Annotated in this window: 24 protein-coding genes; 8 read left to right on the forward strand and 16 right to left on the reverse strand. The window is 43.7% G+C overall.

Annotated elements, in window-relative coordinates:
* The first annotated feature begins 49 nt into the window (after positions 1-49).
* Positions 50-2,938: a polysaccharide lyase family 8 super-sandwich domain-containing protein gene (locus ACMXI2_RS14190; protein ID WP_483782218.1), complete on the forward strand. Its 2,889-nt coding sequence runs from the start codon at positions 50-52 to the stop codon at positions 2,936-2,938.
* Between the two features lie 14 nt (positions 2,939-2,952).
* Here the strand turns inward: ACMXI2_RS14190 and ACMXI2_RS14195 are convergent, their stop codons facing one another.
* Positions 2,953-3,885, reverse strand: coding sequence for a hypothetical protein (locus tag ACMXI2_RS14195; RefSeq protein ID WP_483782219.1), 933 nt, complete (start codon positions 3,883-3,885; stop codon positions 2,953-2,955).
* A 329-nt stretch (positions 3,886-4,214) separates the two neighbouring features.
* Here ACMXI2_RS14195 and ACMXI2_RS14200 point away from each other — a divergent pair, with 329 nt between their 5' ends.
* Positions 4,215-5,594, forward strand: a complete 1,380-nt coding sequence (locus tag ACMXI2_RS14200; RefSeq protein ID WP_483782220.1) for an eCIS core domain-containing protein — start codon at positions 4,215-4,217, stop codon at positions 5,592-5,594.
* A 279-nt stretch (positions 5,595-5,873) separates the two neighbouring features.
* Positions 5,874-6,440: a DUF4256 domain-containing protein gene (locus ACMXI2_RS14205; RefSeq protein ID WP_483782221.1), complete on the forward strand. Its 567-nt coding sequence runs from the start codon at positions 5,874-5,876 to the stop codon at positions 6,438-6,440.
* 43 nt (positions 6,441-6,483) lie between these two features.
* On the opposite strand, the gene ACMXI2_RS14210 is transcribed toward ACMXI2_RS14205, so the two are convergent.
* The 12 genes from ACMXI2_RS14210 to ACMXI2_RS14265 form a co-directional block, all read right to left on the reverse strand.
* A complete protein-coding gene (locus tag ACMXI2_RS14210) occupies positions 6,484-6,801 on the reverse strand; it encodes a rhodanese-like domain-containing protein (protein ID WP_483782222.1) in 318 nt (105 codons plus the stop codon).
* Positions 6,802-6,865: 64 nt separating this feature from the next.
* Positions 6,866-7,111: a hypothetical protein gene (locus tag ACMXI2_RS14215; RefSeq protein WP_483782223.1), complete on the reverse strand. Its 246-nt coding sequence runs from the start codon at positions 7,109-7,111 to the stop codon at positions 6,866-6,868.
* Between the two features lie 24 nt (positions 7,112-7,135).
* Positions 7,136-7,321, reverse strand: a complete 186-nt coding sequence (locus ACMXI2_RS14220) for a YgaP family membrane protein (protein ID WP_483782224.1) — start codon at positions 7,319-7,321, stop codon at positions 7,136-7,138.
* A gap of 25 nt (positions 7,322-7,346) precedes the next feature.
* Positions 7,347-10,565 (reverse strand): efflux RND transporter permease subunit, encoded by a 3,219-nt coding sequence (locus ACMXI2_RS14225; protein ID WP_483782225.1) that lies wholly within the window; start codon positions 10,563-10,565, stop codon positions 7,347-7,349.
* Between the two features lie 45 nt (positions 10,566-10,610).
* Positions 10,611-11,726, reverse strand: a complete 1,116-nt coding sequence (locus tag ACMXI2_RS14230) for an efflux RND transporter periplasmic adaptor subunit (protein WP_483782226.1) — start codon at positions 11,724-11,726, stop codon at positions 10,611-10,613.
* A 9-nt stretch (positions 11,727-11,735) separates the two neighbouring features.
* Positions 11,736-13,079, reverse strand: coding sequence for a TolC family protein (locus ACMXI2_RS14235; RefSeq protein WP_483782227.1), 1,344 nt, complete (start codon positions 13,077-13,079; stop codon positions 11,736-11,738).
* Positions 13,080-13,200: 121 nt separating this feature from the next.
* Complete coding sequence (locus ACMXI2_RS14240; protein ID WP_483782228.1) at positions 13,201-14,466, reverse strand: NAD(P)/FAD-dependent oxidoreductase; 1,266 nt, start codon at positions 14,464-14,466, stop codon at positions 13,201-13,203.
* 117 nt (positions 14,467-14,583) lie between these two features.
* Positions 14,584-15,738, reverse strand: coding sequence for a hypothetical protein (locus ACMXI2_RS14245; protein ID WP_483782229.1), 1,155 nt, complete (start codon positions 15,736-15,738; stop codon positions 14,584-14,586).
* Positions 15,739-15,740: 2 nt separating this feature from the next.
* Positions 15,741-16,457 (reverse strand): ABC transporter ATP-binding protein, encoded by a 717-nt coding sequence (locus ACMXI2_RS14250; RefSeq protein ID WP_483782230.1) that lies wholly within the window; start codon positions 16,455-16,457, stop codon positions 15,741-15,743.
* Positions 16,458-16,488: 31 nt separating this feature from the next.
* The gene (locus ACMXI2_RS14255; protein WP_483782231.1) at positions 16,489-17,709 is read right to left on the reverse strand and encodes an ABC transporter permease; all 1,221 of its coding nucleotides are present in this window, start codon (positions 17,707-17,709) and stop codon (positions 16,489-16,491) included.
* A 10-nt stretch (positions 17,710-17,719) separates the two neighbouring features.
* Positions 17,720-18,937 carry an ABC transporter permease gene (locus tag ACMXI2_RS14260; protein ID WP_483782232.1) on the reverse strand — a complete coding sequence of 406 codons (1,218 nt, stop codon included), beginning with the start codon at positions 18,935-18,937 and terminating at the stop codon, positions 17,720-17,722.
* Between the two features lies 1 nt (position 18,938).
* Entirely contained in the window at positions 18,939-19,679 is a 741-nt protein-coding gene (locus ACMXI2_RS14265; RefSeq protein ID WP_483782233.1) for an outer membrane lipoprotein-sorting protein, read from the reverse strand.
* Positions 19,680-19,938: 259 nt separating this feature from the next.
* On the opposite strand from ACMXI2_RS14265, the gene ACMXI2_RS14270 reads away from it, so the two are divergent.
* Entirely contained in the window at positions 19,939-20,409 is a 471-nt protein-coding gene (locus tag ACMXI2_RS14270) for a DUF2231 domain-containing protein (RefSeq protein ID WP_483782234.1), read from the forward strand.
* A 327-nt stretch (positions 20,410-20,736) separates the two neighbouring features.
* Here ACMXI2_RS14270 and ACMXI2_RS14275 read toward each other — a convergent pair whose 3' ends face one another.
* Positions 20,737-21,162, reverse strand: coding sequence for a DUF6799 domain-containing protein (locus tag ACMXI2_RS14275; protein WP_483782235.1), 426 nt, complete (start codon positions 21,160-21,162; stop codon positions 20,737-20,739).
* A gap of 204 nt (positions 21,163-21,366) precedes the next feature.
* On the opposite strand from ACMXI2_RS14275, the gene ACMXI2_RS14280 reads away from it, so the two are divergent.
* Positions 21,367-22,287: a hypothetical protein gene (locus ACMXI2_RS14280; protein WP_483782236.1), complete on the forward strand. Its 921-nt coding sequence runs from the start codon at positions 21,367-21,369 to the stop codon at positions 22,285-22,287.
* 373 nt (positions 22,288-22,660) lie between these two features.
* A complete protein-coding gene (locus ACMXI2_RS14285; RefSeq protein WP_483782237.1) occupies positions 22,661-23,332 on the forward strand; it encodes a Crp/Fnr family transcriptional regulator in 672 nt (223 codons plus the stop codon).
* 286 nt (positions 23,333-23,618) lie between these two features.
* Here ACMXI2_RS14285 and ACMXI2_RS14290 read toward each other — a convergent pair whose 3' ends face one another.
* On the reverse strand, positions 23,619-23,825 hold the full coding sequence (locus ACMXI2_RS14290; RefSeq protein WP_483782238.1) for a hypothetical protein: 207 nt from the start codon (positions 23,823-23,825) through the stop codon (positions 23,619-23,621).
* Positions 23,826-23,862: 37 nt separating this feature from the next.
* Positions 23,863-24,621, reverse strand: coding sequence for a hypothetical protein (locus tag ACMXI2_RS14295; protein ID WP_483782239.1), 759 nt, complete (start codon positions 24,619-24,621; stop codon positions 23,863-23,865).
* 188 nt (positions 24,622-24,809) lie between these two features.
* On the opposite strand from ACMXI2_RS14295, the gene ACMXI2_RS14300 reads away from it, so the two are divergent.
* Positions 24,810-24,992, forward strand: a complete 183-nt coding sequence (locus ACMXI2_RS14300; protein ID WP_483782240.1) for a hypothetical protein — start codon at positions 24,810-24,812, stop codon at positions 24,990-24,992.
* Between the two features lie 306 nt (positions 24,993-25,298).
* Positions 25,299-25,625, forward strand: coding sequence for a YegP family protein (locus ACMXI2_RS14305; RefSeq protein WP_079472297.1), 327 nt, complete (start codon positions 25,299-25,301; stop codon positions 25,623-25,625).
* Positions 25,626-25,653 lie beyond the last annotated feature (28 nt).

Consider the following 25,653-nt stretch of genomic DNA (forward strand, 5'->3'; position numbering starts at 1 on the left):
ACCCCACCTGACAGGCTGGGATCATTAGATTTGTTGTAAATCCACTGTTATGAAAATCAGCATGCTGCTTATCCTGGGCTTCCTGTGCATTATGTCCCATGCATGGGGCCAAACGGCATACACCACTATTATGGACCGTATCCGGGCGGAACTGCTCTCACAGTCCGGTAGTACCACCACGCTGGACAACAACGTAACCAGCACGTTGGGCACATTGCAAAGCAATGGCTCCTGGCCGGATGTAAACTATGCCTACAGCGCCACCACTTATACGGCGGATGTACACATCAACCGGGTAAAAACGTTCGCGCTGGCCTATACGAAATCAGCCAGTTCATATTACCACAGTACAACCCTTTTTACCGCTATTGTGAACAGCCTTACTTACTGGAACACCTCCGATCCGCAAAGCTGGAACTGGTACCATAACCATATCTCCAATCCGCAGCGCATCGGTGAAATCCTGATCCTTCTGGACACGGCGCAGCAAAGCCTGGGCAGTCTCCGCGATGCACTGCTCACGCAAATGAGCCGCGGCAACCCTTCCGGTCAAACAGGCGCCAACAAACTGGATGAGGCTACGCACTTTATGTACCGGTCCTGCCTCACCGCCAACGACTCCCTGATGCAATACAGCGTGGACCAGGCATTTTATCCCCTCGTACTCACCGCCAACGAGGGTATCCAGCATGATCTGTCTTATCACCAGCATGGGCCACAGTTGTATTTCTTTGGCTATGGTTCCGTGTTCGTGAGCGGCGAAACCAATGTAGCCTATTATCTCCGTGGCACGCCCTATGCCCTGTCGGGGTCCCGGTTAACTGTTTTCAGCGACTTTGTACGGAACGGTTTCCTCAAAGCCATGCGGACCCGCTATATCGATTATGGCACAAATGGCCGCAGCATCAGCCGGGAAAATCAATTAGCCGTTGGCGTTACCAACCACCTGGAAAAGCTCAAAGTGCTGGACACCGCGCATGTTACTGAATACAACGAAAACATAGCAAGACTGAACGGTAGCCAGTCGCCGGGATACCTCCTGCCCTCCCTGCATACCCACTTCTGGCGCTCCGATTATACCGTACATCACCGCACCGGCTACCTCTTTGGGGTGCATATGACTTCTACCCGCACGGCCAAACAGGAAAACGGTAACGGGGAGAACCTCAAGGGATATTACCTCTCGGACGGTTCCACGCATATCGCCGCCAGCGGCAATGAGTATTATAACATTCCTGCCGTGTGGGACTGGAGCAGGATCCCCGGCACTACAGTACCTTACATTACTACTATTCCGCTGCGTACCGCCTGGGGCGTAAACTTTGGCACTACCGCTTTTGCCGGTGGCGTGTCGGATTCCCTGTACGGCGTTTCCGCATTGCAATTTTCTGATTACAATACGCAGGCCCGGAAAGCCTGGTTCTTTTTTGATAATGAAGTAGTTTGTTTGGGCGCCGGCATCAGCTCCACCGCCACGCAGCCTGTTAATACCACTGTGAACCAATGCCTGCTGAACGGCGCCGTATCTGCCAATGTAAGCGGCACGGTGAGCACCATTGCCAATGGCACTTACAGCTACAACAACACGCTGAAATGGATCACGCATAATGGTATCAGCTATTACTTTCCGGCCGGAGGCCAGGTGCAGCTGAGCATGCAATCGCAGTCCGGTACCTGGAGAAGTATTAACAACGGCGGCAGTACCACCGTACAAAACATGAATGTGTTCCAGCTGTGGTTCAACCACGGCACTGCGCCCACCAATGGCACGTATGCATATTATGTATTGCCAGGGCAAAATATGAGCACCTATGATACCACGGCAGTACGCATTGAGCAGAATAATGCGAACATGCAGGTAGTATATCACCGTGGATTAAATATCTGGCAGATGGTCTTCTACCAGGCGGGCGCCTTTCATAAAGATTCGCTGACCGTAACCGTCGACCGGCTATGTACGCTGATGCTACGCAACGCAGGTACTTCCGATGTAACGGTATCCGTTGCGGATCCGGCGCAATCTTCCTCACCTGTTAACATTCAGCTGAACCTGCCGGGCATTCCGCAAACACGGCAACTGATTGCTACCCTGCCTTCCGGTCCTTATGCAGGCTCCACTGCCACGTATCATGTAAACAGCCAAACGCCTGTTTATACCGCCTCTGTTATTACCGCTGTAGCGGATGCGTATGTAAGAGGGGGTTCTACTTACGGCGGGGTAAATTATGGCACGGAGTCGCTTGTGCTGAAGCAGGATGCAACGGTGAGCTATACACGGGAAATATTTCTGCGGTTCAATGTGGGCGCACTACCCGCAGGTACCAGCCAGGTAAAGCTGCGGATGTACGTGAACTATGCAAACACCAGCATCGCCACCGTACCCTGGATTGCGCACTATGTGAGCAACGACAGCTGGACCGAAACCGGCATCACCTATAACAACATGCCGGCCGCCACCAGCGCGGTGGATACGATCACGGGCCGTACCGCAGGCAATTATGCCGAATGGGATGTAACGGATATCGCACTCGCGCAGCAGTCTGCCGATGGCATGCTTACTTTAAAGCTCGTATCCGGACTGGCAGGCGCTACTACCGACGCCATCTTTACCTCCCGCGAGAACAGCGACAGCACCCGGCGGCCGGTACTCGTTTGCAGCACGGGAAGCATGCTCCGTAAGATGCTGCCCGCAATGGAGGAGAAAACAGATGGTGTCAGCATCTATCCCAACCCGGCAGGCGCATTCATTTATGTAAACACAACAGAACGTTGGCTGAGAGCAGAATTACGTGACACCGCCGGTAAAGTGGTGAAAATGGAAAAACTGGATGGGCGCCAGCAGTTTGATTTCCCCATGAGTGATGTGCAGCCGGGAATGTATTTACTGGTATTAAAAGGAGCAGGCAAACAGTTGGTAAAAAAGATTGTGAAGATGTGAGCCGGACTTTTATTTTACAACTGCGCAATTGCACTTTGTATGTCCTGGCGCAGTTCATCATACGTTTTTGCGGTGTTTACTTTATCCAGGAACTGTTGTACAATGCCACCGGTTCTGGTATCGCCGTGTTGTTCCACAAAGGAAAGATATTCGGCCCTGTTCTCCGGGATCAGTGAACGAAGGTTTTGGTTGTTTTCAAAGGAAGGCGTATTGTCTTGCCCAAACAGGTAATCCTCACAATAGCGGTTATACAGATCCCTGGCCGCTTCCAAAAACTTGCTATCGGGATAAGTTTCCACGAACTTTTCCCAGTTGAGCGCCCGCTTTCCTATGAGGCTGAATGGGATTACCAATCCCGCATCAGCGCTATATAGTACCGTATCTTCATCTGCCCGCAATTGCAGGTATGCGCTGTAATCGGCGGGCAGGGAAGCTTTGAACAAATTTGTATAGAATGTGGGAACGGTACGAAGATCCGTATACCCCTCGCCTATTTCCCAGGGTTCAATACCCGCGGTAGCCAGTAAATTAATGCGTTGTTGTACGTGCGCGGGCGGTACAATGGCGCCCTTTGTTTCAGAATAGTAGCTTACATACTCATTCAGCCATGCCTGTTCATTGGTAGTAATTGCTATCAGGGCGGTGTCCATATAAAGCGCCAGGGAATCATGAAGCAGGGCGGCCGTTTGGGCCTTTATGCCCGGCAATTGTTTTTTGATGGCTTGCTTCCTGCTGATGATAGCGGAAATATATGTTTCTGTAGATATAGATAAGGTGGGTGTATCAACCTGCCTGGGCGCCGGCGCCGTGGTATCAGTACTAACCGCGCTATCAACGGGCTGTTTGCTTTGGGATTTTTCACCATCGCCGTTACAGGCGGACAGCATTATCAGGTGCGTACAAAAAACAGGCATCCAGATGCAGCCATTCCTAAACTTGTGCTTCATAGTGTAGTCGGAAATTAATTACGAAGATGCAAGATAATTATTGCTGTTCCATCAACAAATTTTAATTGCATTTATAGTGTAATCTCAATTTTAAAAATATCCTATCTTCAAATTGCAAATGCAGGCTTATCATACACCTGAATAAAAACGGCGCTATGAACAAAATTGAAATTGCACGGGTAAAAGAATAATTGAGGAAGCCTATCTTATCGCAAAAAATCGTTTTGACAAAAAGCAATCTGCCAGGAAGGCTGGTTAAGCAGGTTGCGGGAAATTACATTTAATGACTGGTTTTTGTTATCTTCATATTACCAGGAAAAAGTAACCTCATGATCACACATGCTGAAGACCCTCACAGCGGAAAACGCCAGCCTGCTACTGCAGGTCATGTAACGCCGGCGGCCATACATGTTGCGGACAATGGCTCCCAGGCGGTACAATTACGCCCCTATCAGCAACTGGCAAACAACAACGACAAAATAACGCAGCAGAAAGCCCTTCAAGTACTGGCAGACCATCGCCCGCGGCCTATGCAGCTGAAAGCCGGCAGCCAGCACTTCCCGGTACAGAGAAAAGAAAACAAAACCGGTATGCCGGACCATCTTAAAAACGGTATAGAAAATATATCCGGTCACAGTATGGATGATGTACGCGTGCATTACAACTCCGCTGAACCCGCACAACTGCAGGCCCTCGCCTATGCAAAGGGAACAGACATCCATCTCGGCCCCGGCCAGGAAAAACACCTGGCACATGAAGCATGGCATGTAGTGCAGCAAAAACAGGGACGGGTACAGGCCACCACACAACTAAAACAGGGCATCCCTGTTAACGACGACAAAGGACTTGAACTGGAGGCCGATGTAATGGGCCAGAAAGCACTGCAACTATACAGCACTGCCCGTGCGTTACCGCTGACTGTCGCCACCCAGCTGAAACAAGAGGTGGTACAGCGTATCAGCATCGATGCCTCCAAGCTGAATGTAGTGGGTGAAGAACACAGAGAGTCACAGAAACGGCGGCAAACAGAAGTCGCCTACAGCAATCACCTGTTTGGCCAGAACGGCCTGTACTGGCAGGAGGCGGCGTTCAAACCCATTGAAGACCATCAAACACGCGGCGATGAAGCCGGCCTGCGATTAAAATTCTTCTATCATCTTTTTGCAGGTGGCATGGTGAAGGTAATACAAACCACCACCAACGGAGATACGCCTTTCCTCATGGCAGTACGCGGCATCTGGAAAACACTGAATACCGTAAAAAGCCTGTACGAAGAGGAAGTGGAAACGCTGAGCGAAGACGAAGGACTCGCTCTGCATCAAATGATGACCAACCAGGTATGGACCGGCTTCCAGGCTAAAATGGACGGACTGATCACTCCCCAAAATGCCGACAGCCTGCAATACCGGAAAGAGTTGGTGACGGATATGATTAACTTGAAAAAGTATTGGGAAAGCAAGCCGGATATTTATGAACCCAGCAGACAAATCGTGACGAACGACCGCAATGATCACATGCATAACAGTGCTACCACAGCCGCCTTCCAGGGACGTAAAGGTATCTGGAAAGTTGGAGAAAACCACGTTATCGGTATCGCACAAATGTTCCCTGCCGGCAGGCGATATAACCTGGTACACCGGGCAGATTTCAATAACGATCTCCATGCATATATCCAAAGTACCACAAATGTATCTAAGGAGAAAAAATGACCTGTATATTTATGGAAAGACAATGGACCGAAAGAGGCGAAGGTAAATTCGTGTTGTTAATTAATGGCGAAGAAACTGGAACCTATCAAAGAGGAGCCTTCTGCTTACCCGGCCCTGGTCCATTGGGAGCCCGGTCAGAAAGATACTGTTCCCCGGTAAATGCATCCGTGGCAGTTGTTAATAAATTGCAAGGATGTCTATTTCTTTTTTATTGAACAGGAAACGATCTCCCTTCCAGGCGACTTTGCAGAAAAATAGAAGTTCTAAACTATTAACCATATGAAAAACACTAAACGAAAGTTGTCTTCCGAACAATCCCGGGAACTACTCAGCGTATTGAAAACCCGCTTTGAAAAAAACAAGAACCGTCACAAAGGGCTCGACTGGGCTAAGATACAGGCAAAGCTGGAAGCGAATCCGGGAAAACTATGGTCGCTCGATGAAATGGAATTAACCGGTGGTGAACCAGATGTAGTAGGTTATGATAAAAGTAAGGACGAATACATTTTCTATGATTGTTCAGCAGAAAGTCCTAAAGGCCGCAGAAGTATCTGTTACGACCATGAAGCCCTGGAGTCGAGGAAAGAACACAAACCGGAGAACAGCGCCGTTGAAATGGCTGCAGATATCGGTATTGAGCTTTTAACGGAAGCACAATACCGCGACTTGCAGCAACTTGGCAACTTCGATACAAAAACATCCAGCTGGATAGTAACGCCTCCGGCAATAAGGAAACTTGGTGGCGCGCTCTTCTGTGATCGTCGTTATGATCATATTTTCGTGTATCATAATGGCGCAGAATCTTACTATGGCGCCAGGGGATTTCGTGGATCATTAAGGGTGTAGACCTTCATCGGGCTAATACCCGGATCCTCTTCCATACACTCATTCACGAGGTTTTACAATACTGAGCCACATTATACCAGGTTTCACCATTGACTACATTTGTAAATCCATTCTTTTCAAGGATGGATTTCGCCTGCCCGCTTCGGCCACCACTCTGACAAAACACAATGATACTTTTTTTGTTTTTGAATTTTGAAAGTTGTGTAGCTACCTGATCCAGGGGGATATTTACCGACCCCTTTACATGGTTCCCTGAAAACTCTGCGGGAGTACGTACGTCTACTAAAAACGCACCTTCTTTAATAAGACCTTCCAGGTCCACTTTCGGCGAACCGCCGAACAATTGCTTAAATATATTCATAACACTTTTTTACTTATTCCGGATCGCCCTGTTCAGCTTTTTATAACCGGGCAGATACCATCATTTATGATTGCTTTTCTGTAGCTGATGCGCTCAGGTTTCCTTTAGTTTGTTTAACAGGAACTGAGCAACTCCTTGAAAAAATACACATTCTGTTAAATAACCCCAGGCCGGTATAGATCAATCCGGCAATACCACTCCCAAGATCCCTTCTGTATATGGCTTCAACTGTAATTCCAATTCCAATAGTTACCCAAAGTACGCGTGGAAAGCTCCAGTTATAACGTATTATATCTTTTAATTTTTTCATTTTTTTTCTTTTGATCAGCAATTATTAATCTTTAACGCCAAACGCTTTTAAGATCATTTCCAATGGACAGAATTTGGTGAACGAAGATTGCAGCAGGTTTGCTCCTACAAATACGCCCAGCCATAACCAGTTGATATTTACAGTATAAGCCAGGGTTATACTGGTTAAAACAAGTGTGCCGGCAACAGCACGTACAATTCTCTCTTTCATATTTTTAGTTCTTATTTGCTTTATACTAAAGACCTCCTTGTTTAATATCTTTTTTACGCATCATCTTGAAGTACAACAACGGCACTACAATCAATGTCAGGAATGTGGAGGTAATAGTGCCACCCATTAATGAAATAGCCAATCCCTGAAAAATAGGGTCAAACAGGATAATCACGGCGCCCAATGCCACGGCTCCTGCTGTTAATAAAATAGGAGTTGTACGTACCGCCCCCGCTTCAATGATAGCCTGTTTCAGCGGAACTCCTGCTTTTAGCCGAATATTAATAAAGTCTATCAATAGTATAGAGTTTCGAACCATAACCCCTGCGAGCGCAATAAAACCGATCATGGAAGTAGCTGTGAAATAGGCGTGAAACAGCCAATGGCCTACTACAATGCCAATCAATGATAACGGGATGGCAGCAAGCATTACCAGCGGCACAGTAAAGTTCTGAAACCAACCGACAATTAAAATGTAGATCATAATGATTACCACTGCGAAAGCGATACCCAGATCTCTGAAAACTTCGAAAGTAATCTGCCATTCCCCATCCCATTTCAGGCTATAATTATCTTCGAGTTCGGGCTGATGGGTATACTCTTCTTTCAATGAATATCCCTTGGGTACCTGCACCTTCTTTAAATTATCTGAAACATCCGAAATAGCATAAGAGGGACTTTCCAGTTTGCCAGCCATATCCGCTAACACATATACCACTTCTTTCTGGTTCTTACGGTAAATGCTCTTGGGTTTAACCTGTTTTGTTACGGTTACCAGATCCCTTATGGGAATCGCATTACCCTGTATACTTATAATTTTCAAGTTAAGCAGATCATCTATATTGGTTTTATCAGCATCGCTTAACTGCAGCTTTATAGCAACCTGATTGTAAGCCGCCGGCTGGGAGATATTCCCTGCAGACATACCTGATAAACCAGCATTAACGGTGGCAGCTATTTGTGCTGTAGCAATACCATAACGCATCGCCTTTTCCTTGTTAACTTCAATTTGATATTCCGGTTGATCGTCTTCGGCCATCCAATCCACATCCACCACATCTGTTGTTTTGTTTAAAAGGGCCTCCACCTGTTTAGCAATCTTTATCTGTTCGTTATAATTGGGGCCATAGATCTCTGCCACCAGTGTTGATAGTACGGGTGGGCCAGGTGGTACTTCCACAATTTTCACATTCGCGTTGTATTTTTTAGCAATGCGCTGTATGGGGCCGCGCATTTCCTTAGCAATACTATGGCTTTGTATGTTCCTGTCTTTCTTATCAACCAGGTTCACCTGTATATCCGCAACATTATCACCTCTTCTCAGGTCATAGTGACGTACCAGGCCATTAAAGCTGATGGGCGCAGAAGTTCCTATATAAGACTGGTAGTTTTTAACCAGGGTTTGTTCTGAAATATAGGCGCCAATATCTTTTGCTACCGCCTGCGTTTTTTCCAGGGTAGTGCCTTCGGGCATATCTATTACTACCTGGAATTCGTTCTTATTATCAAAGGGAAGCATTTTGACTGCAACCGCTTTCGTATAAAACATAAACAGTGATGCAATCAGGATCACAGCAGTACTCAAAATAAACGTCCAGCGCTTCCAGCGTGTTTCCAGTAACGGTTGGATGAATGAGCGATATATTTTGTAAATACGTGTCTCCGCAAGAGGTTGATGCGCTGCTGTTTCATCTGAAGCGCCGTGCTTTTCTTTTTCCCGGAGGAATATATAGCCCAGGTATGGGGTGAGCGTTAGTGCAACTATTAATGATAATAACATCGCAATAGACGCTCCTATAGGCATCGGGCTCATATATGGTCCCATCATGCCGGATACAAAGGCCATTGGCAAAACCGCAGCAATTACTGTAAATGTAGCCAGTATAGTGGGATTACCTACTTCATTAATAGCATATATAGCCGCCTTTAAAGGCGGTAATTTTTTCATTTTAAAGTGACGGTGCATATTCTCCGCTATGATGATGGAGTCATCAACCACAATACCTGTTATAAATACCAGCGCAAACAGGGTAATGCGGTTAAGCGTATAATGCATAAAGTAGTAAGAAAAGAGCGTTAAGGCAAAGGTAACCGGCACTGATAGAAATACCACCAGGCCTCCCCGCCATCCCATAGCGAGCATTACAAATACTGTAACAACCACAATAGCAATAAACAAGTGGAACAACAATTCAGATACTTTATCGGATGCTGTTTCTCCATAGTTCCTGGTAACCGTTAAATGTACATCATCCGGTAATAATCCTGCCTTCAGGTGTTCTGTTTTGCTGATGATCTTTTCAGACAGTTTCATGGCATCAGCGCCCTTCTTTTTAGCAACAGATAAGGTTATTGCAGGATAGTTGGATTTAAATGTATGCGCGTTTGCGGCATCAGCTTTTCCATATCCAAACAATACATATTGGGTAGGCGTTTCAGCGCCTTCTTCTACTTTTGCTATTTGTTTAAGATAAACAGGTTGTTGCTGGTTAACGCCGACCACCAGATTGGCCACATCATCAGCGGTAGTTAAAAAGTTGCCTGTTTCCACGGAAAAAGCAGTGTCCCTCTGCAACAATTCCCCGCTTTGGAGCTGCATATTACTGCCCTGAATCTGTTTGCTGACAGATAAGAAATCAACATGATTTTCTGCCATTTTATTTTTATCCAGCTGCACTTTTACTTCGCGGTTGCGCCCGCCCAGGATATTGACATCTGAAACATCCTCTGTTTTCTTTATTTCATTGGCCAGTTCCTGCCCTATCAGCTTCAGCTGATAGTCGTCGTATTTTTCGCTCCAGATGGTTAACCCTAATACCGGAACATCGTCAATGGCCCGGGTTTTGATCAATGGAAGAGTAACGCCCTGCGGCATTTTATCCATGTTCTTCATCAGTTCACTATACAATTTTACCAGTGAACGCTCCACATCTTCACCTACATAGAACTGAACGATCACCATTACCTGTCCCTGCATGGAAGTTGAATAAACGTATTCCACTCCTTTAATATTGGAGATCATTTTCTCCAATGGAGCTGCCACTTTGGTTTCCACATCTTTTGGGGATGCGCCGGGGTAACCAATAAAAATATCGGCCATCGGTACCTGTATCTGGGGTTCCTCCTCACGTGGAATTAGAAAAGTACTATACCCACCGACCAATAAAAAGGCGATCATCAACAAAATCGTTAGTTTCGATTGTATGAATGCCTTTGCTATATTTCCTGATAATCCGTTTTTCATTATAATATAATGATTTGTTATTAATGATAGCGAGGCCGTTATGGGCTATTGCTCTTTTATTTTCACTGCAGCACCATTAAATAGCCGGCCATCGGCACTTGCAATAAATTGCTCGTGTGCGCCCAGCCCGCTTAATACTTCAACCTGGTTTCCCACAGTTTTACCCAGCCTTACCCAGCGCAACTGCGCGGTATTATTGTTGCCTATAGTATATAAACCTGCCAGCTGGTCTTTATATTCGATACAGGATAGCGGCACCATTACCTGGTCATTGCCCGCGGAATCCCGGGGCGCTTCTTTTACCGGGATAAAAATATCAGCATACATGCCGGCAAACAGACCTTGTTTCTCATTGTCCGGTATATGCACTTTGATAAGGTACTGGCCGCCTGTAAACCGGGAGGATTGATTGATCTGGGTGACAGTTCCTTTAATTACTTTATTGACGGCGTTGATAGTTACGGTCACTTCAGCTCCCTGGCTTACCTGGCTGATTGAATTTTCAGGGACTGCGGCACTTATCTGATAACTGCCACTTTGCTCAATAGTTAGTATCGGCATGCCGGGACTAGCCATGCTACCCGCGTCCATTAATTTTTGTGTGATGGTTCCGGCAAAAGGGGCGGTTAAATTAGTATAGCTCAGCGTCGCGTTTATTTCATTGCGCATTTGTTTAGCAGCATCCAGTCTTGATTTGGCAGAGCTATATTGCAGCGTAACGTTATCCAGTTCTTTTGCTGATGCACTTTGCTGCTTATACAGATTGCTAAACCGCTCATAATCTCTTTGCGCGCTTTTATATCCGGCCTCTGCTTCGGTGATCATCGCGTCGGTCTGTGCTCTTTTTGCGAGGATATCATCATTGCTTATCGTTGCCAGCAGTTGTCCTTTGTTGACGTGATCTCCCACGTTTACATTCAGCCTGGTGATGTATCCCATTATCCTGGTGCTGATGTTGGCGGTTTGGCCGGCTTCGATCTGGCCGCTCACATTCAATCCTTGCTGCGCGTCGGCAGAGGGTTGAATGACCGTTACCAGGATTGCAGTATCGGCGCTGGTTTGAGTTTCCTTTTTCCCATTCGGAGAACAGGCACTGATCACCAATAAACTAACTCCCGTAAGTAGTTGTAATGTCCTGGTCAGGTTTATAGCTAATCTCATATTGATTGTTTATTTATTAGTAGTTGAGGTTAGGAATTGTATATAGGCCCTGGTTATATTTGAAGTAAACCGGGCTTTCGCAAGCGAAAATTTAAGCTGCGAAAGCTGTGTTGCTGCGGTCAGTACATCTGTGGTGTTTACCAGGCCCTGGTCATAGCGGTTTTGTAAAATGCGCGACGCTTCTGATGCCTGTTCAATGGCTTGTTCTCCATGTACAATTTCAAACCGCGCATCCGAAAGGTCCCTGTAAGCTTTATTCAGAGCTGACTGACTTTGATCCTTTTGTTGCGCCAGCTGGGTAGCCAGCTTGTCCCGCTCTGATTTCTGCACGGCGATACCATTCTTTGTTCTATTTCCGCTAAAAATGGTCCATGATAACTGAACCCCGAAGAAGTAAGAATTTGCGCCAAAACCAGTTAAACGGCTGTCGTTATATTGATAATTACCAAATGCATTAAGCCTGGGCAGATAACTCATCTGGCTTGATTTGATCATCAGGTCGGATGCTTCTATTGCTTTTTGCATGACCATGAAATCAGAGCGGTTTGAAAATACTTCCCGAATGGTATCTGTGGCAGATGGCGCTGCCGGGAGTTCACCCTGAGGCTTGTATATGGTTCCTGCAGGCTGCCCCATCAAAAGACCAAGATAATCGGAGGCGTTCTCTATGCCGCTTTGTGCCTGGGCCTGGCCGCTTTCAACAGATGTAACATGCACTTGTGCATTCAGCAGATCTGACTTCTGAATTAATCCTTGTTTGAAATGGTTATCTGTAAAGGTGTAAACCGATTTTGCAGTTTGTAACGCTTCCTCTAAAACTTTTAACGCGTCGTATGCCAGTTGTAACTGCAGATAGGCCCTCTGCACCTCAAACGTCAGATATTCTTTGGTGCGCTGTGTCTTGTATTGATAAACTTCTATTTGTTTCTGGGCCCCTTTACGTTGATAAAGCATATCTATATTGAGCAATGGCTGCTGCACTTCCAATTTGGTCATATAATTGGAGGTTCCGCTCGGATTATTTAGAAGGGCAGGATTGAAATCATTTTGCGTAATCGTTCTCTGTTCCAGTTTAAAGCCAAATGAATTCAGCGGATCATTTGTGTGAATACCCGTATAGGAAAGGTTTACCTGGGGCAGGAAAATGGCCGCCGTCTTTCTAAAATTGGCAGCTGCTATATTTTCATCGATACTGGCAAGATGAATATCTTTATTATTACTTAAAGCTCCCGCAATGGCCTCGTTGAGGCTAATATCCTTAGTGTTCTCCTGCGCTGCAACGCTACCCGCAAATGCTAAAAAAAGAATGAATATAGTAGCGAACCAGGCAGCAATGTATTTTGTTCGACTCATTAACTTTTTATTTTAAACAAAATTAGCGATGGCCAAAATGGCAGACGGTGACATTAGTTACATTTAAAGATGATTTAGAATATATAGTCAAAATCACCTTCCTGCGAATGTACTTTCAGGCTTAAATAACTGTATGATCACCTATAATTTCACTCAATGCCAATCCCCATTGAGGTATTTTTCCACCGAGGGTGTAGTACATTTGCTTGAAACCCATTTTTAGTGCATAAGGCGTAATACCCATTTCCAGGTGGCTTTCTTTTCCGCCCCACCACTCGTTGGTACGCATATAAAACCCTTTAATGCCTCCCATGTCGCCCATACATAGCAACTCAAACTTCATAGGCTGTATGTCTCCCTTAATAGAGCCTAATTCTTTCGCTAATGTGTTAGCCAATACCTCGGCTTCCATGTGGCCTAATGAACCAATTTTAGGAACGGTGACAGATGCAGCGTCACCAACCGCAAAAATATTCTGGTAATCAGGATTACGCATATACAGATCAGTTATTACAAATCCTTGGTCATCTGTAAAGGGCAATTCCTTTAAAAACGAATGCGCCTGCCAATCTGGAAAAAGAATGGATATTTCGGCTTCCTGGGAAGTACCGTCATTAAATTCGATCCCCCCTTCGTAAATTTTTTTAATTCCATTTGTATTCGCCTGGTAATTATATCCCATTCGGGTCATCATAGGCAATAGCTGATTCAAAATGGTTTCTCCGGCATCTTCAGCAATTACTTTTGCAGGCGTAGATAAATAAATATCAGCGGAACTACCTTTTTGTTTTTTCTCCATCCAATGTGCCAATGAAAACGCCAATTCAACCGGCGGGCCTTCACAAGCGGTCAGGGCAATAGGCAAATTTTCAGGCAGCTTATCGCTCTTCCCCTGGTGGAAAACATCCGAGGTAATGGCAATGGGCCCTCCTTTGTATTCATTGTGCAGGTAATTCCTTAACCGGTTACCCAGGAATGTGTCCGTAACGCTATGGCCGTATTCACTAAAGCCATCAATAGTATCATAGGCCAAACGGTTTCCCAACGCGATAACCAGGTAATCATACTTAATTTTTCTTACGGGATGACCCGGCCTTTCATTAGGTTGATAAACAACCGTGTTGGTATCCGCGTCGATGGTCGTAATTTCCGCCTGGATAAATTCGCTCCCATCATGTTCCAGGTACGACATAAATTTATATTGCAGGTCAATTGCCGGGTTGATATTTGCCAGCACCTGTAGCGGAATATTGGGGACAAAAGTGAGCAATGATTTGCGATCGATGATGGTAATATGAGCTTTGTCTTTTACCAAAGCATGAATATACCTGGCCGTTGTAAGGCCGGCGAAGTTACAGCCGAGGATAACTATATGAGGTTTGGACATAAAATCGGGTATTAAGTAATGTATGTTCTATTTTTCCTTTTTTAAAGCTACCCAGATCTTAGAGGAAGAATGATGATCTTCAGCAGCCCATCGAATGATTAAAATCACTTTGGACATCTAATAGTTCCATTTCAGGCGTAAAAATGCCCGATGGCTAACAGCCTCAAATCCTTGTCCTTGTTCAGCGTAAAAGGACTGCCATACCAAATTTACATCGAGATTTGTGGCGATATTGTATTGAAAGGAAGGGTAAAAAATAACCAGATTTGTTCCAGGCGAGTATAAACCACTAATATTTATAGATAATAAAGGAGTGATTTCTTTGACGTTCGTAACAATTATATTCCATTTGGTGGGCATTAGGGTTACCGGCGAAACTTCCAGGTTCAAATTGTTCCAGTTACCGACAGGTGTATTTAACCCGTGATTGTAGAACAACAATCCCAGGCTCAGATACCAACCCTTTTTGAACATATAATCCCCTTCAAGAGCAAGGTTCAGGTGATCTGATGAATCTCTTCCTGCAAAAAAATATTGGACTTCTCCTTTAAAACCGGCATCTTTGATACTGCCGGCCCAACCGCCGCCCACAGTTGGCCGGTCGTGATACCAGCCGGTAATAAACTGCATGTCATAGCTCCATTTATTAAGAGCATATTTTAACGCCGCGGCACTTCCATTTCTTTCACCTGAGTGGGTACAGGCAAATTCTATATTAAAGGAATTCGGAAATAGATACCTGATCTTTCCGGCGTCAACACCTGAGCGTTCTTCATAATCAAAATCGAGAAAGCTATAAGAGTTAAAAATATCATTCGGATTCCAGGTTGTGTTTACTCCCCAATTTATACGTTGTCTGCCAATGCGAACGTTCAACTTATCATTCCCATAATCAAAATACAATCTTTCTACGTTGGTAAGCAGAACAATTGATTTGCTTTCTATCCATATCTTTTGCATATCTATTGCTTCATTTTCGTTTCTCAAAAGAGAAGTGAAGCCGGGGGTAAGTTTTACTTCCTCCCCCCAAAATAAACGGTTACGAAATTCGGCGGTGCCCGTAATTTTATCTGATGCCTTCCACTTTATGTTAACGCGGTTATGGATGAGGTTACCGGCAATCAGATTGCCAAAGTCTTTATCAAAATTGAGGGTTTGCAGATCCTTAAGATATCCATTAACCGTTAATGTATGAGACACGGCTGTACTATCCTGTGCATTTGCAATAAGCACAGACAAAAATGCGAAACATAATGACACCAGCTTTCTCATTTTTACACATCAGCCTTTTCGTGTTTAGTGGAGACAAGGGCAGTATCACTTACTATTCTGCCATCAACCAATGTTATAACTCTCCTTGCCCGTTCGATCACTCTTTGATCGTGTGTGGAAAAAAGGAAGGTAATAAGCTCTTCCTTGTTAAGTTTTGCCATAATATCTAATAAATTGGAGGCTGATCTTGAATCGAGGTTGGCTGTTGGCTCATCCGCTAATACAAACTTTGGTTTGCTTGCCAAAGCCCTTGCTACTGCTACACGCTGCTGTTGCCCCCCTGAAAGTTGCGCCGGCCGGACATCCGTTTTATCATCCATCTCTATCTGCCTGAACAATTGCTTCACCCGTGCATCTCTTATGCTTTTCTTTACACCCTGTAACAGCATAATAAATTCTACATTTTCCTTTGCTGTCAGAACAGGGATCAGGTTGAATGACTGAAATACAAATCCGATGTTCCTGAGCCGGAACTCGATCAATTCATTGGCCGATAACTTTGTGATGTCAAAATCATTAATAAATACATTGCCGTTATCAGGTCTATCCAGCCCGCCAATTAAATTCAACAGGGTGGTTTTTCCTGATCCGGATGGCCCTACCAGGGCGGTGAACTCACCTCTTTCTATATGCAAATGCACATTGTTTACTGCATACACGGGAATAGTTTCTTTATTATATACCTTACTTACATCATGGGCATCGATAACTGTATTCATAATCATTCATTTTAAAGCATAATTTCTGTTTCTAATTTATCCCCTTTAAAGCATCTACTGGTTGCAGACGCAATGCTTTGACGGCAGGAAACAAACATGAAATCAATGCGGTTCCGATTACTATCAGCAATACCCCACTTAACTTATCCGCGGGAAACTCTGGATAAACTATCGTCCCTAAACCAAAGCTGCTCATCATTTCACGTCCCATCCCCGACAGATCAAGTCCGTGTTTATTAAAATATGCGGTTGCTACCCAACCGATAAAAATCCCTACGGGTGTTCCACCCAGGGTTAAAAAAATGGTTTCCAGGAAAATCAATAAGAATATCTTCACGCGGTTCATTCCCAAAGCCACCATCATGCCTATTTCACGTGTACGCTCCAGTATGGCCATCAGCATAGTATTTACAATACCAAACGCCAAAGCAAACATGATAATGAACATAATGATATAGGAATATTGGTCAACTGTTTTTACCAACAGATCCGTTTCCGGTGAAATTTCCCACCATGATTCAATTTGGTAAGCAGGGAATTTTTGTTGGAATTTCAGCTGTATTTTCTTTACATCTGCATCATTTTTCAATAAAATCACGATCTCATGAAATGATTTTTGAATGCCAATCAAAGCATTCAACTCATCGATGTTTACGTATACAATTTTCTCATCGAGGGGCGCATTGTCACTTTGGTAAATAGCAGCTACACGGAATGCATTTGATACCATATTGCCTGACGTATCCGTAAAAGTTAGTACCAATTTTGATTGTGGTTTCAGCTTCATCTTTTTAGCCAGTTTTCGGCCAACCATTATTTCATTTTTCTTTGCCGGATCAAATAGCCTCCCATTGATGATTTTTTTTTGCAATTGCGACAACTGATACTCCAGCCCCGGAGTAACACCATTTATTTGCACTCCGGCACTGCCGGTTGGTGTTGCCAGCATCCCCGTAGTAATACTTCTGGATGCGGCAAGTTTGACCTCAGGATTCTTTCTGACGACCTCTAATGCTTCGACGCCGTTTACCAATATAAACCGGGGATCATATTCCTTTTTAAAATTAATGTTGTGCATTTGTAAATGACCTACCTCCGAATCGATCACATTACGGATCCGGCTTTTCATCATGCCTTTATATAACGCCAGTACAGAAATACCAGCAAACATTCCGATAGATATTGATAAAATGATAATGATACTCCGCATTTTATTGCGCCAGATATTCCGCCATGCCATTATGAAAATCATATCAAATATATTATCGCTTCATAGCTGTTACAGGATCCAATCTGATTACTATATACATTGGGTACAGCGATAGCAGCAAGCCAATGATCAGTACCGTTACACCCTGGTAAATAAATATGGATGCCTCCATAGAAGTCGGAAATACAGCCTCAAAACCAAATTTTTCGTAGGCTTTGGCTGTCTCACCGCCAATTCTTATCGGATACCGGTTCAAATAGTATACAAGTGGGATACTGGCAATAATACCCAGCAGGCAACCCGCGAGTACTGTAAACACGGACTCATAAAGTAATAAGATAATGAGTTTGCTTTTTCTCATACCTATTGAAACCAGCATTCCCATTTCAAATTTCCGTTCTACCATCATCATCAGCAAGGCCCCAAAGATGCCAAAACAGATAAGCAGGTATAAAATACCCTGCACATATTTCATATTACTGGAATCGGTTTGAATATGCTGTTTTACCTCAGGCATCATTTCCTCCCACGTCATCACTTCGTAGGCGGCGCCCAACTTTGCCCCTAGTAGCGAACAAGTGGTTGCCAAATCCTTTGTATTTCCTAATGAAAGAACGTAGGAAGTTATTCTGCGATCAGCGCTATAAAAATCCTGTGCCACCGCCAAAGGCATGAATAATGATCTGTCATTCAAATCCGGAGATCCAAATTTTACAATCCCTTTAACTGGATATTTTCCGGCTGCAGTGGCGCCATGATAACCCTGTCCAATTAATACAACTGTGTCATTGATTTTTAACTTTAACCTTTCAGCAAGCCCCTGCGACAACAGCACGGCATAGTCTGTATTTTTCAGATAGCTACCCTGAATGATTTTTTTCTCCAGCGACGTGATTTTATTTTCCTTTTCAGGATCAATGCCTGCAACAAGGCTCCCCCTGGTAATATCAGCTGAAGATACCAGGGCAAAGGACTCGAGTCTTGAAGTAACAGCGGTCACATTCTTCGCGCCCAGGATCTGCTGTTCTGTCTTTAAGGATAATTCAAAACTATTATCCAGGATCTGCTCATCCCAAAACCCTTTTTTATGTACCTGTGCATAGCCTGTATAAAAACTAACCACGTTTTTTACCAGATTATTGAAAATCCCGTCCTTCAGGCTGCTGGCTATAACAGATAAAATAACAGCAAAGAAGATTGCCGCCATCGTAATAATGGTCCGGCTGCGATTGCGCCATATATTCTTCCATGCCATTTTTATCAACCACATGTTAGTTCAGAATTTTCATTTTTTCGACGGAGAAAAATCCGTCATCAATTGGTTTGTTATAGAGAATATTCTTATAAACCATTTCGGTTCTCTGTCCTTTTTTATCAGCCGGGATCATTTCAAAACGGGTAGGAATGATGCGGTCATGCATCAATCTTATATCGTAGCTATTCATCGTATTAATAAGTTGGCCGTTTTCGTCATAGAAACCGCTATATAATTCGAGGAAGTCCCTCTTATCGATGCCCACTATCACTTTACTCCACACAACCGCTGCGGTAGTTTTTGGTATCATGAGGATGATATAACAGCTTCTGTTTTGGATAACGGTGTCACCAATGATGGTATGGTCATAGTCTTCTACTATGGAAGATTCCCTGACCAGGTCGTCATTTGTAAAATCAGTTCCCATCCAGCTTTGGCTCATCATGGATGGGGGGAGTTTGATATTGCGTTCGAGTATTGGCATCCAGTTCCATACCTCTTTTTTCCTTTTAAGAAATACAATACCTTTGTCTTTAGCAGGTGATAAAATCAGGATCATTGCAAGGTTATTCCCCTTCATCCACGTTTTGCATTGCATTTCCCGTGTCCATGTGGGCCGGATGATTTTAATGATCATTTCTGCCTGCATGGTACTTCCGCGCATCTTTTCATCAGCCTTCTTTACAATTTCCCTGGCATTTTGCGAGAAAGAGCTTAAAAAAAACAATGTAAAAAAAATGGTGGTCACTAATTTCATGGCTATCAATTACTTTTCAATTTAAAATTACGTGAATCAAAGATCGCTGATGCTGATGTGCATCACGACAGGTAATGACGTACGTCAGTTATTGCCCCTGTGGTGAAAATTATACATATTAAAAATTTGTCTACCTCTTTTGGTTTAGATAATTGGATGCAGGATGGACTGAATTAATATGAGTTAAATCAGTACAAGCGCTGATGAAGATCATTTTTATACAACCATATTAATTGGAACTTATGCACAAAAAATGAATATGAGCCTTACACATTTACATTTACTGGTCACACATTTGCCAATATTTGGGTCTATCATTGGCATGTTAATACTCCTATATGGCATGTATACAAACAGCTATCATACCAGGATGGCTGCATACGCTTTATTATTGGCAGCAGCAGTGGGAGGCATCATAGCTTTTTCAACTGGTGAGGCCGCTGAAGAAACAGTTGAGAATATCCAGGGGATTACGAAAAGCACGATAGAAGAGCATGAGGAATTTGCCCAAATTACCCTGATAGCTGTTATAACATTGGGACTGTTCTCTATTGCCGGAGGGTACCTAAGCTGGAAAAAGTCGAAGTTTACTAAAGCAATCTCAGTTATCGTCCTGATTATATCGCTCATCTGCTTCGGTATGGCTTCATGGACAGGATACCTGGGCGGCCAGATCCGGCATACGGAAGTAGGTAATACAGCAATACATGTTCAGAAAACGAATACTTAGAGGGAAGGCACCTTGCTTTTGGCTAATGCTTCCTACTGCAAAGTGCATTCGGGACTTGCGCCCTTGAGGGTTACCACATACCTGGTGCATAAAATAGCCTTCAAATCCTGCGACTTGAAGGCTTCTTTATTCTTCGTCCTTATGATACAAAAACCGGAACCTTTTTGTAGAATAAAATATTAAGCTGCGAGGACTTGATTCCAATAAATCCAGGTTTCACTTTTCAATATATGCGGCCTATATGCTCTCTGCTGGTCCACTAACATTCCGTTTATCAGAATAGTTCTATGTTTTCCGAATGATGCTAAAACGATAATACGAAACTTATTAATTAGAATTAGGTGAGCCGCTCTTTCTTGTACCTCCTTTATTACCAGGCATGTTTTTATTCATGTTATTTGTTCTCACTTTTTCTATCTGTTTATTCGTCATCATGACCCTTTTGTTAAACTTGTTCTGATTCAGGTAACGGTTGCCATTCATGTCCATACATTCACCGTCACGCAATTGGTACCTTTGTTGACTTTGCAACTGGTAAGAACCATCAGGATTTACTACAACTCCATTGTTCAGTTTTAATTGTGTTTTTAACTCTGTTTGAATTCCCTGCTTAACGAGGTAACAGCTACCATCCCGCAGCGTCAGGTGATCTTCCTGATGAATACGGTCTTGTTTACGGGTTTGATCTTGCGCTACAACTACTGTGCTACTCACTATAAACAGCGTGACCAATACAAAAAACATCTGTTTCATGATCTAAATTATTTTGTTTTAAAAAAAATGAAATATCACAAGCAAATTAGCAATCAGAAATACGAAATCAAGCAACCATAATCATATGGGATTATGATTCTAAACATCTTTAATTGTGATGGCAGTCATTGAACTTTCTGTAGCAGATCGATATCTTGCCATAGAATGTAGTGAATTATGAATTTCAATTATAAAATTGTTATTATGAAAAACTGCTTAGTTTTGATATTGATGTTGGCAAGTACAATTCAGGTAGACGCTCAGGAAGAAAACTCGAAAAATATAACAGGCCGAAATAAAAATTATAGTCAGTTATATTGTGGTCTTGAAACAAGTACTACTTCCTCTATAAATACAGATACAAAAGACAGTAATAGCGTTGGGGTATATCTCTCACCCTATATTGACTATTATCACAAAAGCGGCTTGGGGATAAAGCTAAAAACTTACGCACTTATAGGAGGCAGCGACCCAGGATTCTATTTAACATCTATATCTCCATATTTCGCAATGTATAGCGGTAAGGTACTTCCTTATATCTCCTATTCGCGATATATACAGCATGATAATCCTGCGGTTCCTTATTCACCCATACAAAATGAATTATATGCTCACCTTCGAATCAAAACAAAATACATTGAACCCAGAGCTGGCCTTGATATAGGATTCGGAAACGACGATCAAAACAATAACGAATCAGTTTACGATGTTAATGCTTTTGCGGGCATAGCATATGCTTTTATAAAGGAAAATATCGGCGTCAACAAAAACAATGCCTTTGCCATGAGGCCCAGTCTGCAATTAAATGCAGGCACTGACCGATATTATAAATTTTTGCGTACCAGTGGCTATATTTCACAAAATACGAAAGCAAGCCGTATCGGTTATGGCAGAGGTAGGGGAAATAATAACCAGGGCGGTGGTTCAACAACTGCTACTAACACTTACACCATCAGCGAGGAAAACAATTTTACCATTAGTAATTTGGAAGCTAATCTACATGTGATGTACTTCCTTGGTCAGTTTTCAATTGAGCCGTCGGGCAGTTTATATTTTCCTTTAAGGGGAGAGGATAGAACACTATACGGGTACTGGCAAATTAATTTGAATTACTGGATTAAGTGAGTATTTTCATGGAGTGGTTGAGCGGGTCCATGTCAAAAAACCATTCCATATCATCCCGCTTTCGATAATAGAATCATAGCCATTTTTGAAATAAACTGCTCTGATGGCATCGCCTGTCCAGGTCAGGAAATCCCTTTGTCTTTAGCAGGTGATAAAATCAGGATCATTGCAAGGTTATTCCCCTTCATTCACGTTTTGCATTGCTTATGCACAAAAAATGAATAACAGCTATCATAGAAAAGCATGAAGAATTTGCCCAAATTACCGTAAATTTTGTGATAGCATTGGGACTGTTCTCTATTGCCGGAGGGAGATTAATTGCCAATTGCCCCTATCCCTGGCTATTCACTCATCTCAAAACACAAGCATTGCTATGAAAAAACCGAATCGCGGCACGAAGGTGATGTATAGGGTAAATTGCATGCCTCCGGAAGTTCAGAGTTATTTTGATACATTGATCAGCGACATAAAAGTACATCTCCCCTTTCTCTCAGATGCTTTAACAAACACTGTTATCGACAGTTGCGAAGTATTCTCATTTGAAAGAAATGATATCATACTGGACTATGGGGAAACGTGCAGATACTGTTACTTCTGCATCAAAGGACTGGTTACGGGAAGATATATAAAAGACGGTATTGAAAAGGCGAAGTGGTTTTTTACAGAACATGATATGATTATTTCAGTAAGAAGTTTCTTTAACCAGGCTGCCAGTTCAGATAAGCTCATTGCCAAAGAACCTACCATATGCCTGGCTATACCGTGGGAAAAACTGGAAGCTATATATGAAGCATACCCGGAATTTAATAAGGTAGGCAGGAAACTGACGGAGCACTACTATGAGCTGGCAGAGGAAAGGGCCATATGGATCAACTATGCTGCGAAGGAACGTTACCATCTCCTTTTTAAAGCATATCCCCGGTTGGAGAACCGGATATCGGACACAGATCTGTCTTCCTATCTCGGTATTACCCGGCAATATTTAAGTACTATCAAGAAGTACCGCATCAATAAGTATCCCCAGGTTCCCGGGCAGCGGCTATAAGCCCGGAAAATTGTCATATATCTTAACAATCTTCTTAAACCCGCCTCCTAATTTTGGGGAAGAAAAGTCGCCCGACTGCATTCAGTATATCCTTATGAGTATTCAGTGTTTCTTAACCTCAAAATAAATTGGTCATGATTACTCAAACCAAACAAACACCACACTGATTATTACCATTAGCGGCAGCCTGCTGTTAAAAAAGCCCCCCGCATGCCTGCGGGGGACGCTTAAAACTGTTCTGAATTGTTGCAACTTTCCTCAGAACAGGTAGCAGAGGGTGTTCCTGCTACTCATTTTTAACAGCGGCCTGGCTTACACCTGTCATGATGCTGCCTGCTACTGCTAATACCTGGGCTACTTCCCCTACTATTGACGGGAGTTGTAGTGGTAACCCTATCACTGCTGCTGCCAGCGCAGTGAGAATGAGCCCTATGTTGCGCACCTTCACAAAGAAAGGTGGTGTGGGGGCAATTAATCGTTGTACTAATTCCATACAGGATCTGTTTTAAAGGGTGAAAAATTACGCATCCTTAAACGTTGGCGGATACCGCCATTACCTTCATGGAATTGTATGTACCATTGGACAGCTTGTAAGGCTTCCCGTTCACTACCTGTACAAACTCAATGCTGAGTGCCAGGAACATCGGGAACGTGCTGTTTGGAGAAACGGTGGCGGTGAGCTTCAGCGGAGCGGTATTATTGCTATCCAGTACCAATACTTCGCTGGCAGCTATTGCACTTTCAAACTTACCGCCTGCAAAGTCGATAGCACTAACGCCACAGGTGATAATGAAGTGCGTTGCCCCTTGGGGAGATTGAATGCCTTCCGCCGGGTTGAAGGGCGGCAGCTCTATTGTTCCGGTACCGGCCACGCGATCAATGTTAGCCGTTAAGGGAGCAAAGAGTGACGTATCCATCAGACTATTCATATTAAACTCAAAGTTTTCAATGAACCCAACTTCTCCGTCGATTACATTCCGTAAGCCGCGATCGCTGGTAGCATCGGCCTTTACCACTTTTACGAATTCTTTCGTGAGGCGGGGGGTAGCCCCTTTGTCCGCCGTGTTCTTTATCATATCACGAAAAGCTGTACGTAGCAGTTTACTGGCTTTGCCTGCCCGGCCAAACTCCAGGCCGTTTTCGCGGGTGCGTTTGAAGGCCGGGTCGTTGGAGATCCGGGCTCCTGATACGCCAGATCTTTTCCTGACTGCGTATCCACGCTTTGTTTTATAAAACGATAGGTTTTCGATTGCGCCGTCAAATTGTAGCAATCCGTCTTGTTTACTCATAATTAAAATGTTTTTTCTGAAAGAATAGGCAGTTTCTATAGCTATGCCTGTTAAGCTTTTCCATCTGATCAGATAGTGTTGTACTTCGAAATACAAGACGAAATTATTCACTGGCAGAAGTGTGGAAAAACAAACCCGCCGCTTTTGCCGCTTTTTGCCGGATTATGCCGAAAAACGTTCACAATAGGATGGTGATCTACACCAAAGACATTCAAAACATCATGGGCAAGAGCGACCGCTCTGCCAGGGAGCTCATGCAAAAGCTCCGGCGGATGTTTGGAAAGCAGGACTGGCAGTACATTTCAGTAGCTGAATTTTGCGAATATACCGGGTTGGACGAGGAGGAAGTGAGGGAGTTCATGGATGGGTAGTTTGGTATCCTAAGTGTATGGGGAGTGTATTGGAAGTGTATTGTGAGTGTATGGTGAGTGTATGGGAAGTGTATGGGGAGTGTATGGGGACTGTATAGGGAGTACGACGCATAGACGAGTCCTAAGTATCTGAGAAGTATCCAAGAAGTATGCGACATGTATCAGAGGGGTTACGCAATAAACTGAATCAAAGGGGTATTTTAAAAATTATTAAAATCTCAAAAATCAGCCTGTTGGTTTAAACAATTCCACCTCCGGCTGGTTATTGTTCAGGTATTCTTTCATTCATTTAAACACCTGCATGTTATGGGAAAATTTATCATCAAAACAGCCAAAGACGGCCAGAACTACTTTGTTTTGAAAGCCGGCAATGGCGAACCAATTTTATCCAGTGAAATGTACACCACCAAAGCAGCCTGCAACAACGGCATTGAGTCTGTTAAAGCTAACGCACCTAATGATAGTCGTTACGAAAAACTAACCGCTAAAAACGGGCAGTTTTATTTCACACTCAAAGCCGGAAATAGCCAGGTTATCGGTACCAGTGAAATGTATACTACTTCCTCCAGCAGGGATGGCGGCATTGAATCCGTTAAAAGTAATGCCCCCGGAGCAAGCGTTACAGAGGAATAAAAAAAGTAAAGGGCTGCCACGGATACAC

This window comes from Chitinophaga sp. G7 BAM 1005 (assembly GCF_057126945.1).

Excerpts from the sequence above, each read along its gene's own strand:
- ACMXI2_RS14280 (WP_483782236.1), top strand. The coding sequence starts at position 21,367 with ATGAAAAACTGCTTAGTTTTGATATTGATGTTGGCAAGTACAATTCAG.
- ACMXI2_RS14245 (WP_483782229.1), bottom strand. The coding sequence starts at position 15,738 with ATGAGAAAGCTGGTGTCATTATGTTTCGCATTTTTGTCTGTGCTTATT.
- ACMXI2_RS14250 (WP_483782230.1), bottom strand. The coding sequence starts at position 16,457 with ATGAATACAGTTATCGATGCCCATGATGTAAGTAAGGTATATAATAAA.
- ACMXI2_RS14235 (WP_483782227.1), bottom strand. The coding sequence starts at position 13,079 with ATGAGTCGAACAAAATACATTGCTGCCTGGTTCGCTACTATATTCATT.
- ACMXI2_RS14225 (WP_483782225.1), bottom strand. The coding sequence starts at position 10,565 with ATGAAAAACGGATTATCAGGAAATATAGCAAAGGCATTCATACAATCG.
- ACMXI2_RS14200 (WP_483782220.1), top strand. The coding sequence starts at position 4,215 with ATGATCACACATGCTGAAGACCCTCACAGCGGAAAACGCCAGCCTGCT.
- ACMXI2_RS14290 (WP_483782238.1), bottom strand. The coding sequence starts at position 23,825 with ATGGAATTAGTACAACGATTAATTGCCCCCACACCACCTTTCTTTGTG.
- ACMXI2_RS14230 (WP_483782226.1), bottom strand. The coding sequence starts at position 11,726 with ATGAGATTAGCTATAAACCTGACCAGGACATTACAACTACTTACGGGA.
- ACMXI2_RS14195 (WP_483782219.1), bottom strand. The coding sequence starts at position 3,885 with ATGAAGCACAAGTTTAGGAATGGCTGCATCTGGATGCCTGTTTTTTGT.
- ACMXI2_RS14220 (WP_483782224.1), bottom strand. The coding sequence starts at position 7,321 with ATGAAAGAGAGAATTGTACGTGCTGTTGCCGGCACACTTGTTTTAACC.
- ACMXI2_RS14210 (WP_483782222.1), bottom strand. The coding sequence starts at position 6,801 with ATGAATATATTTAAGCAATTGTTCGGCGGTTCGCCGAAAGTGGACCTG.
- ACMXI2_RS14295 (WP_483782239.1), bottom strand. The coding sequence starts at position 24,621 with ATGAGTAAACAAGACGGATTGCTACAATTTGACGGCGCAATCGAAAAC.
- ACMXI2_RS14205 (WP_483782221.1), top strand. The coding sequence starts at position 5,874 with ATGAAAAACACTAAACGAAAGTTGTCTTCCGAACAATCCCGGGAACTA.
- ACMXI2_RS14265 (WP_483782233.1), bottom strand. The coding sequence starts at position 19,679 with ATGAAATTAGTGACCACCATTTTTTTTACATTGTTTTTTTTAAGCTCT.
- ACMXI2_RS14240 (WP_483782228.1), bottom strand. The coding sequence starts at position 14,466 with ATGTCCAAACCTCATATAGTTATCCTCGGCTGTAACTTCGCCGGCCTT.
- ACMXI2_RS14275 (WP_483782235.1), bottom strand. The coding sequence starts at position 21,162 with ATGAAACAGATGTTTTTTGTATTGGTCACGCTGTTTATAGTGAGTAGC.
- ACMXI2_RS14190 (WP_483782218.1), top strand. The coding sequence starts at position 50 with ATGAAAATCAGCATGCTGCTTATCCTGGGCTTCCTGTGCATTATGTCC.
- ACMXI2_RS14305 (WP_079472297.1), top strand. The coding sequence starts at position 25,299 with ATGGGAAAATTTATCATCAAAACAGCCAAAGACGGCCAGAACTACTTT.
- ACMXI2_RS14285 (WP_483782237.1), top strand. The coding sequence starts at position 22,661 with ATGAAAAAACCGAATCGCGGCACGAAGGTGATGTATAGGGTAAATTGC.
- ACMXI2_RS14300 (WP_483782240.1), top strand. The coding sequence starts at position 24,810 with ATGGTGATCTACACCAAAGACATTCAAAACATCATGGGCAAGAGCGAC.
- ACMXI2_RS14260 (WP_483782232.1), bottom strand. The coding sequence starts at position 18,937 with ATGTGGTTGATAAAAATGGCATGGAAGAATATATGGCGCAATCGCAGC.
- ACMXI2_RS14215 (WP_483782223.1), bottom strand. The coding sequence starts at position 7,111 with ATGAAAAAATTAAAAGATATAATACGTTATAACTGGAGCTTTCCACGC.
- ACMXI2_RS14270 (WP_483782234.1), top strand. The coding sequence starts at position 19,939 with ATGAGCCTTACACATTTACATTTACTGGTCACACATTTGCCAATATTT.
- ACMXI2_RS14255 (WP_483782231.1), bottom strand. The coding sequence starts at position 17,709 with ATGATTTTCATAATGGCATGGCGGAATATCTGGCGCAATAAAATGCGG.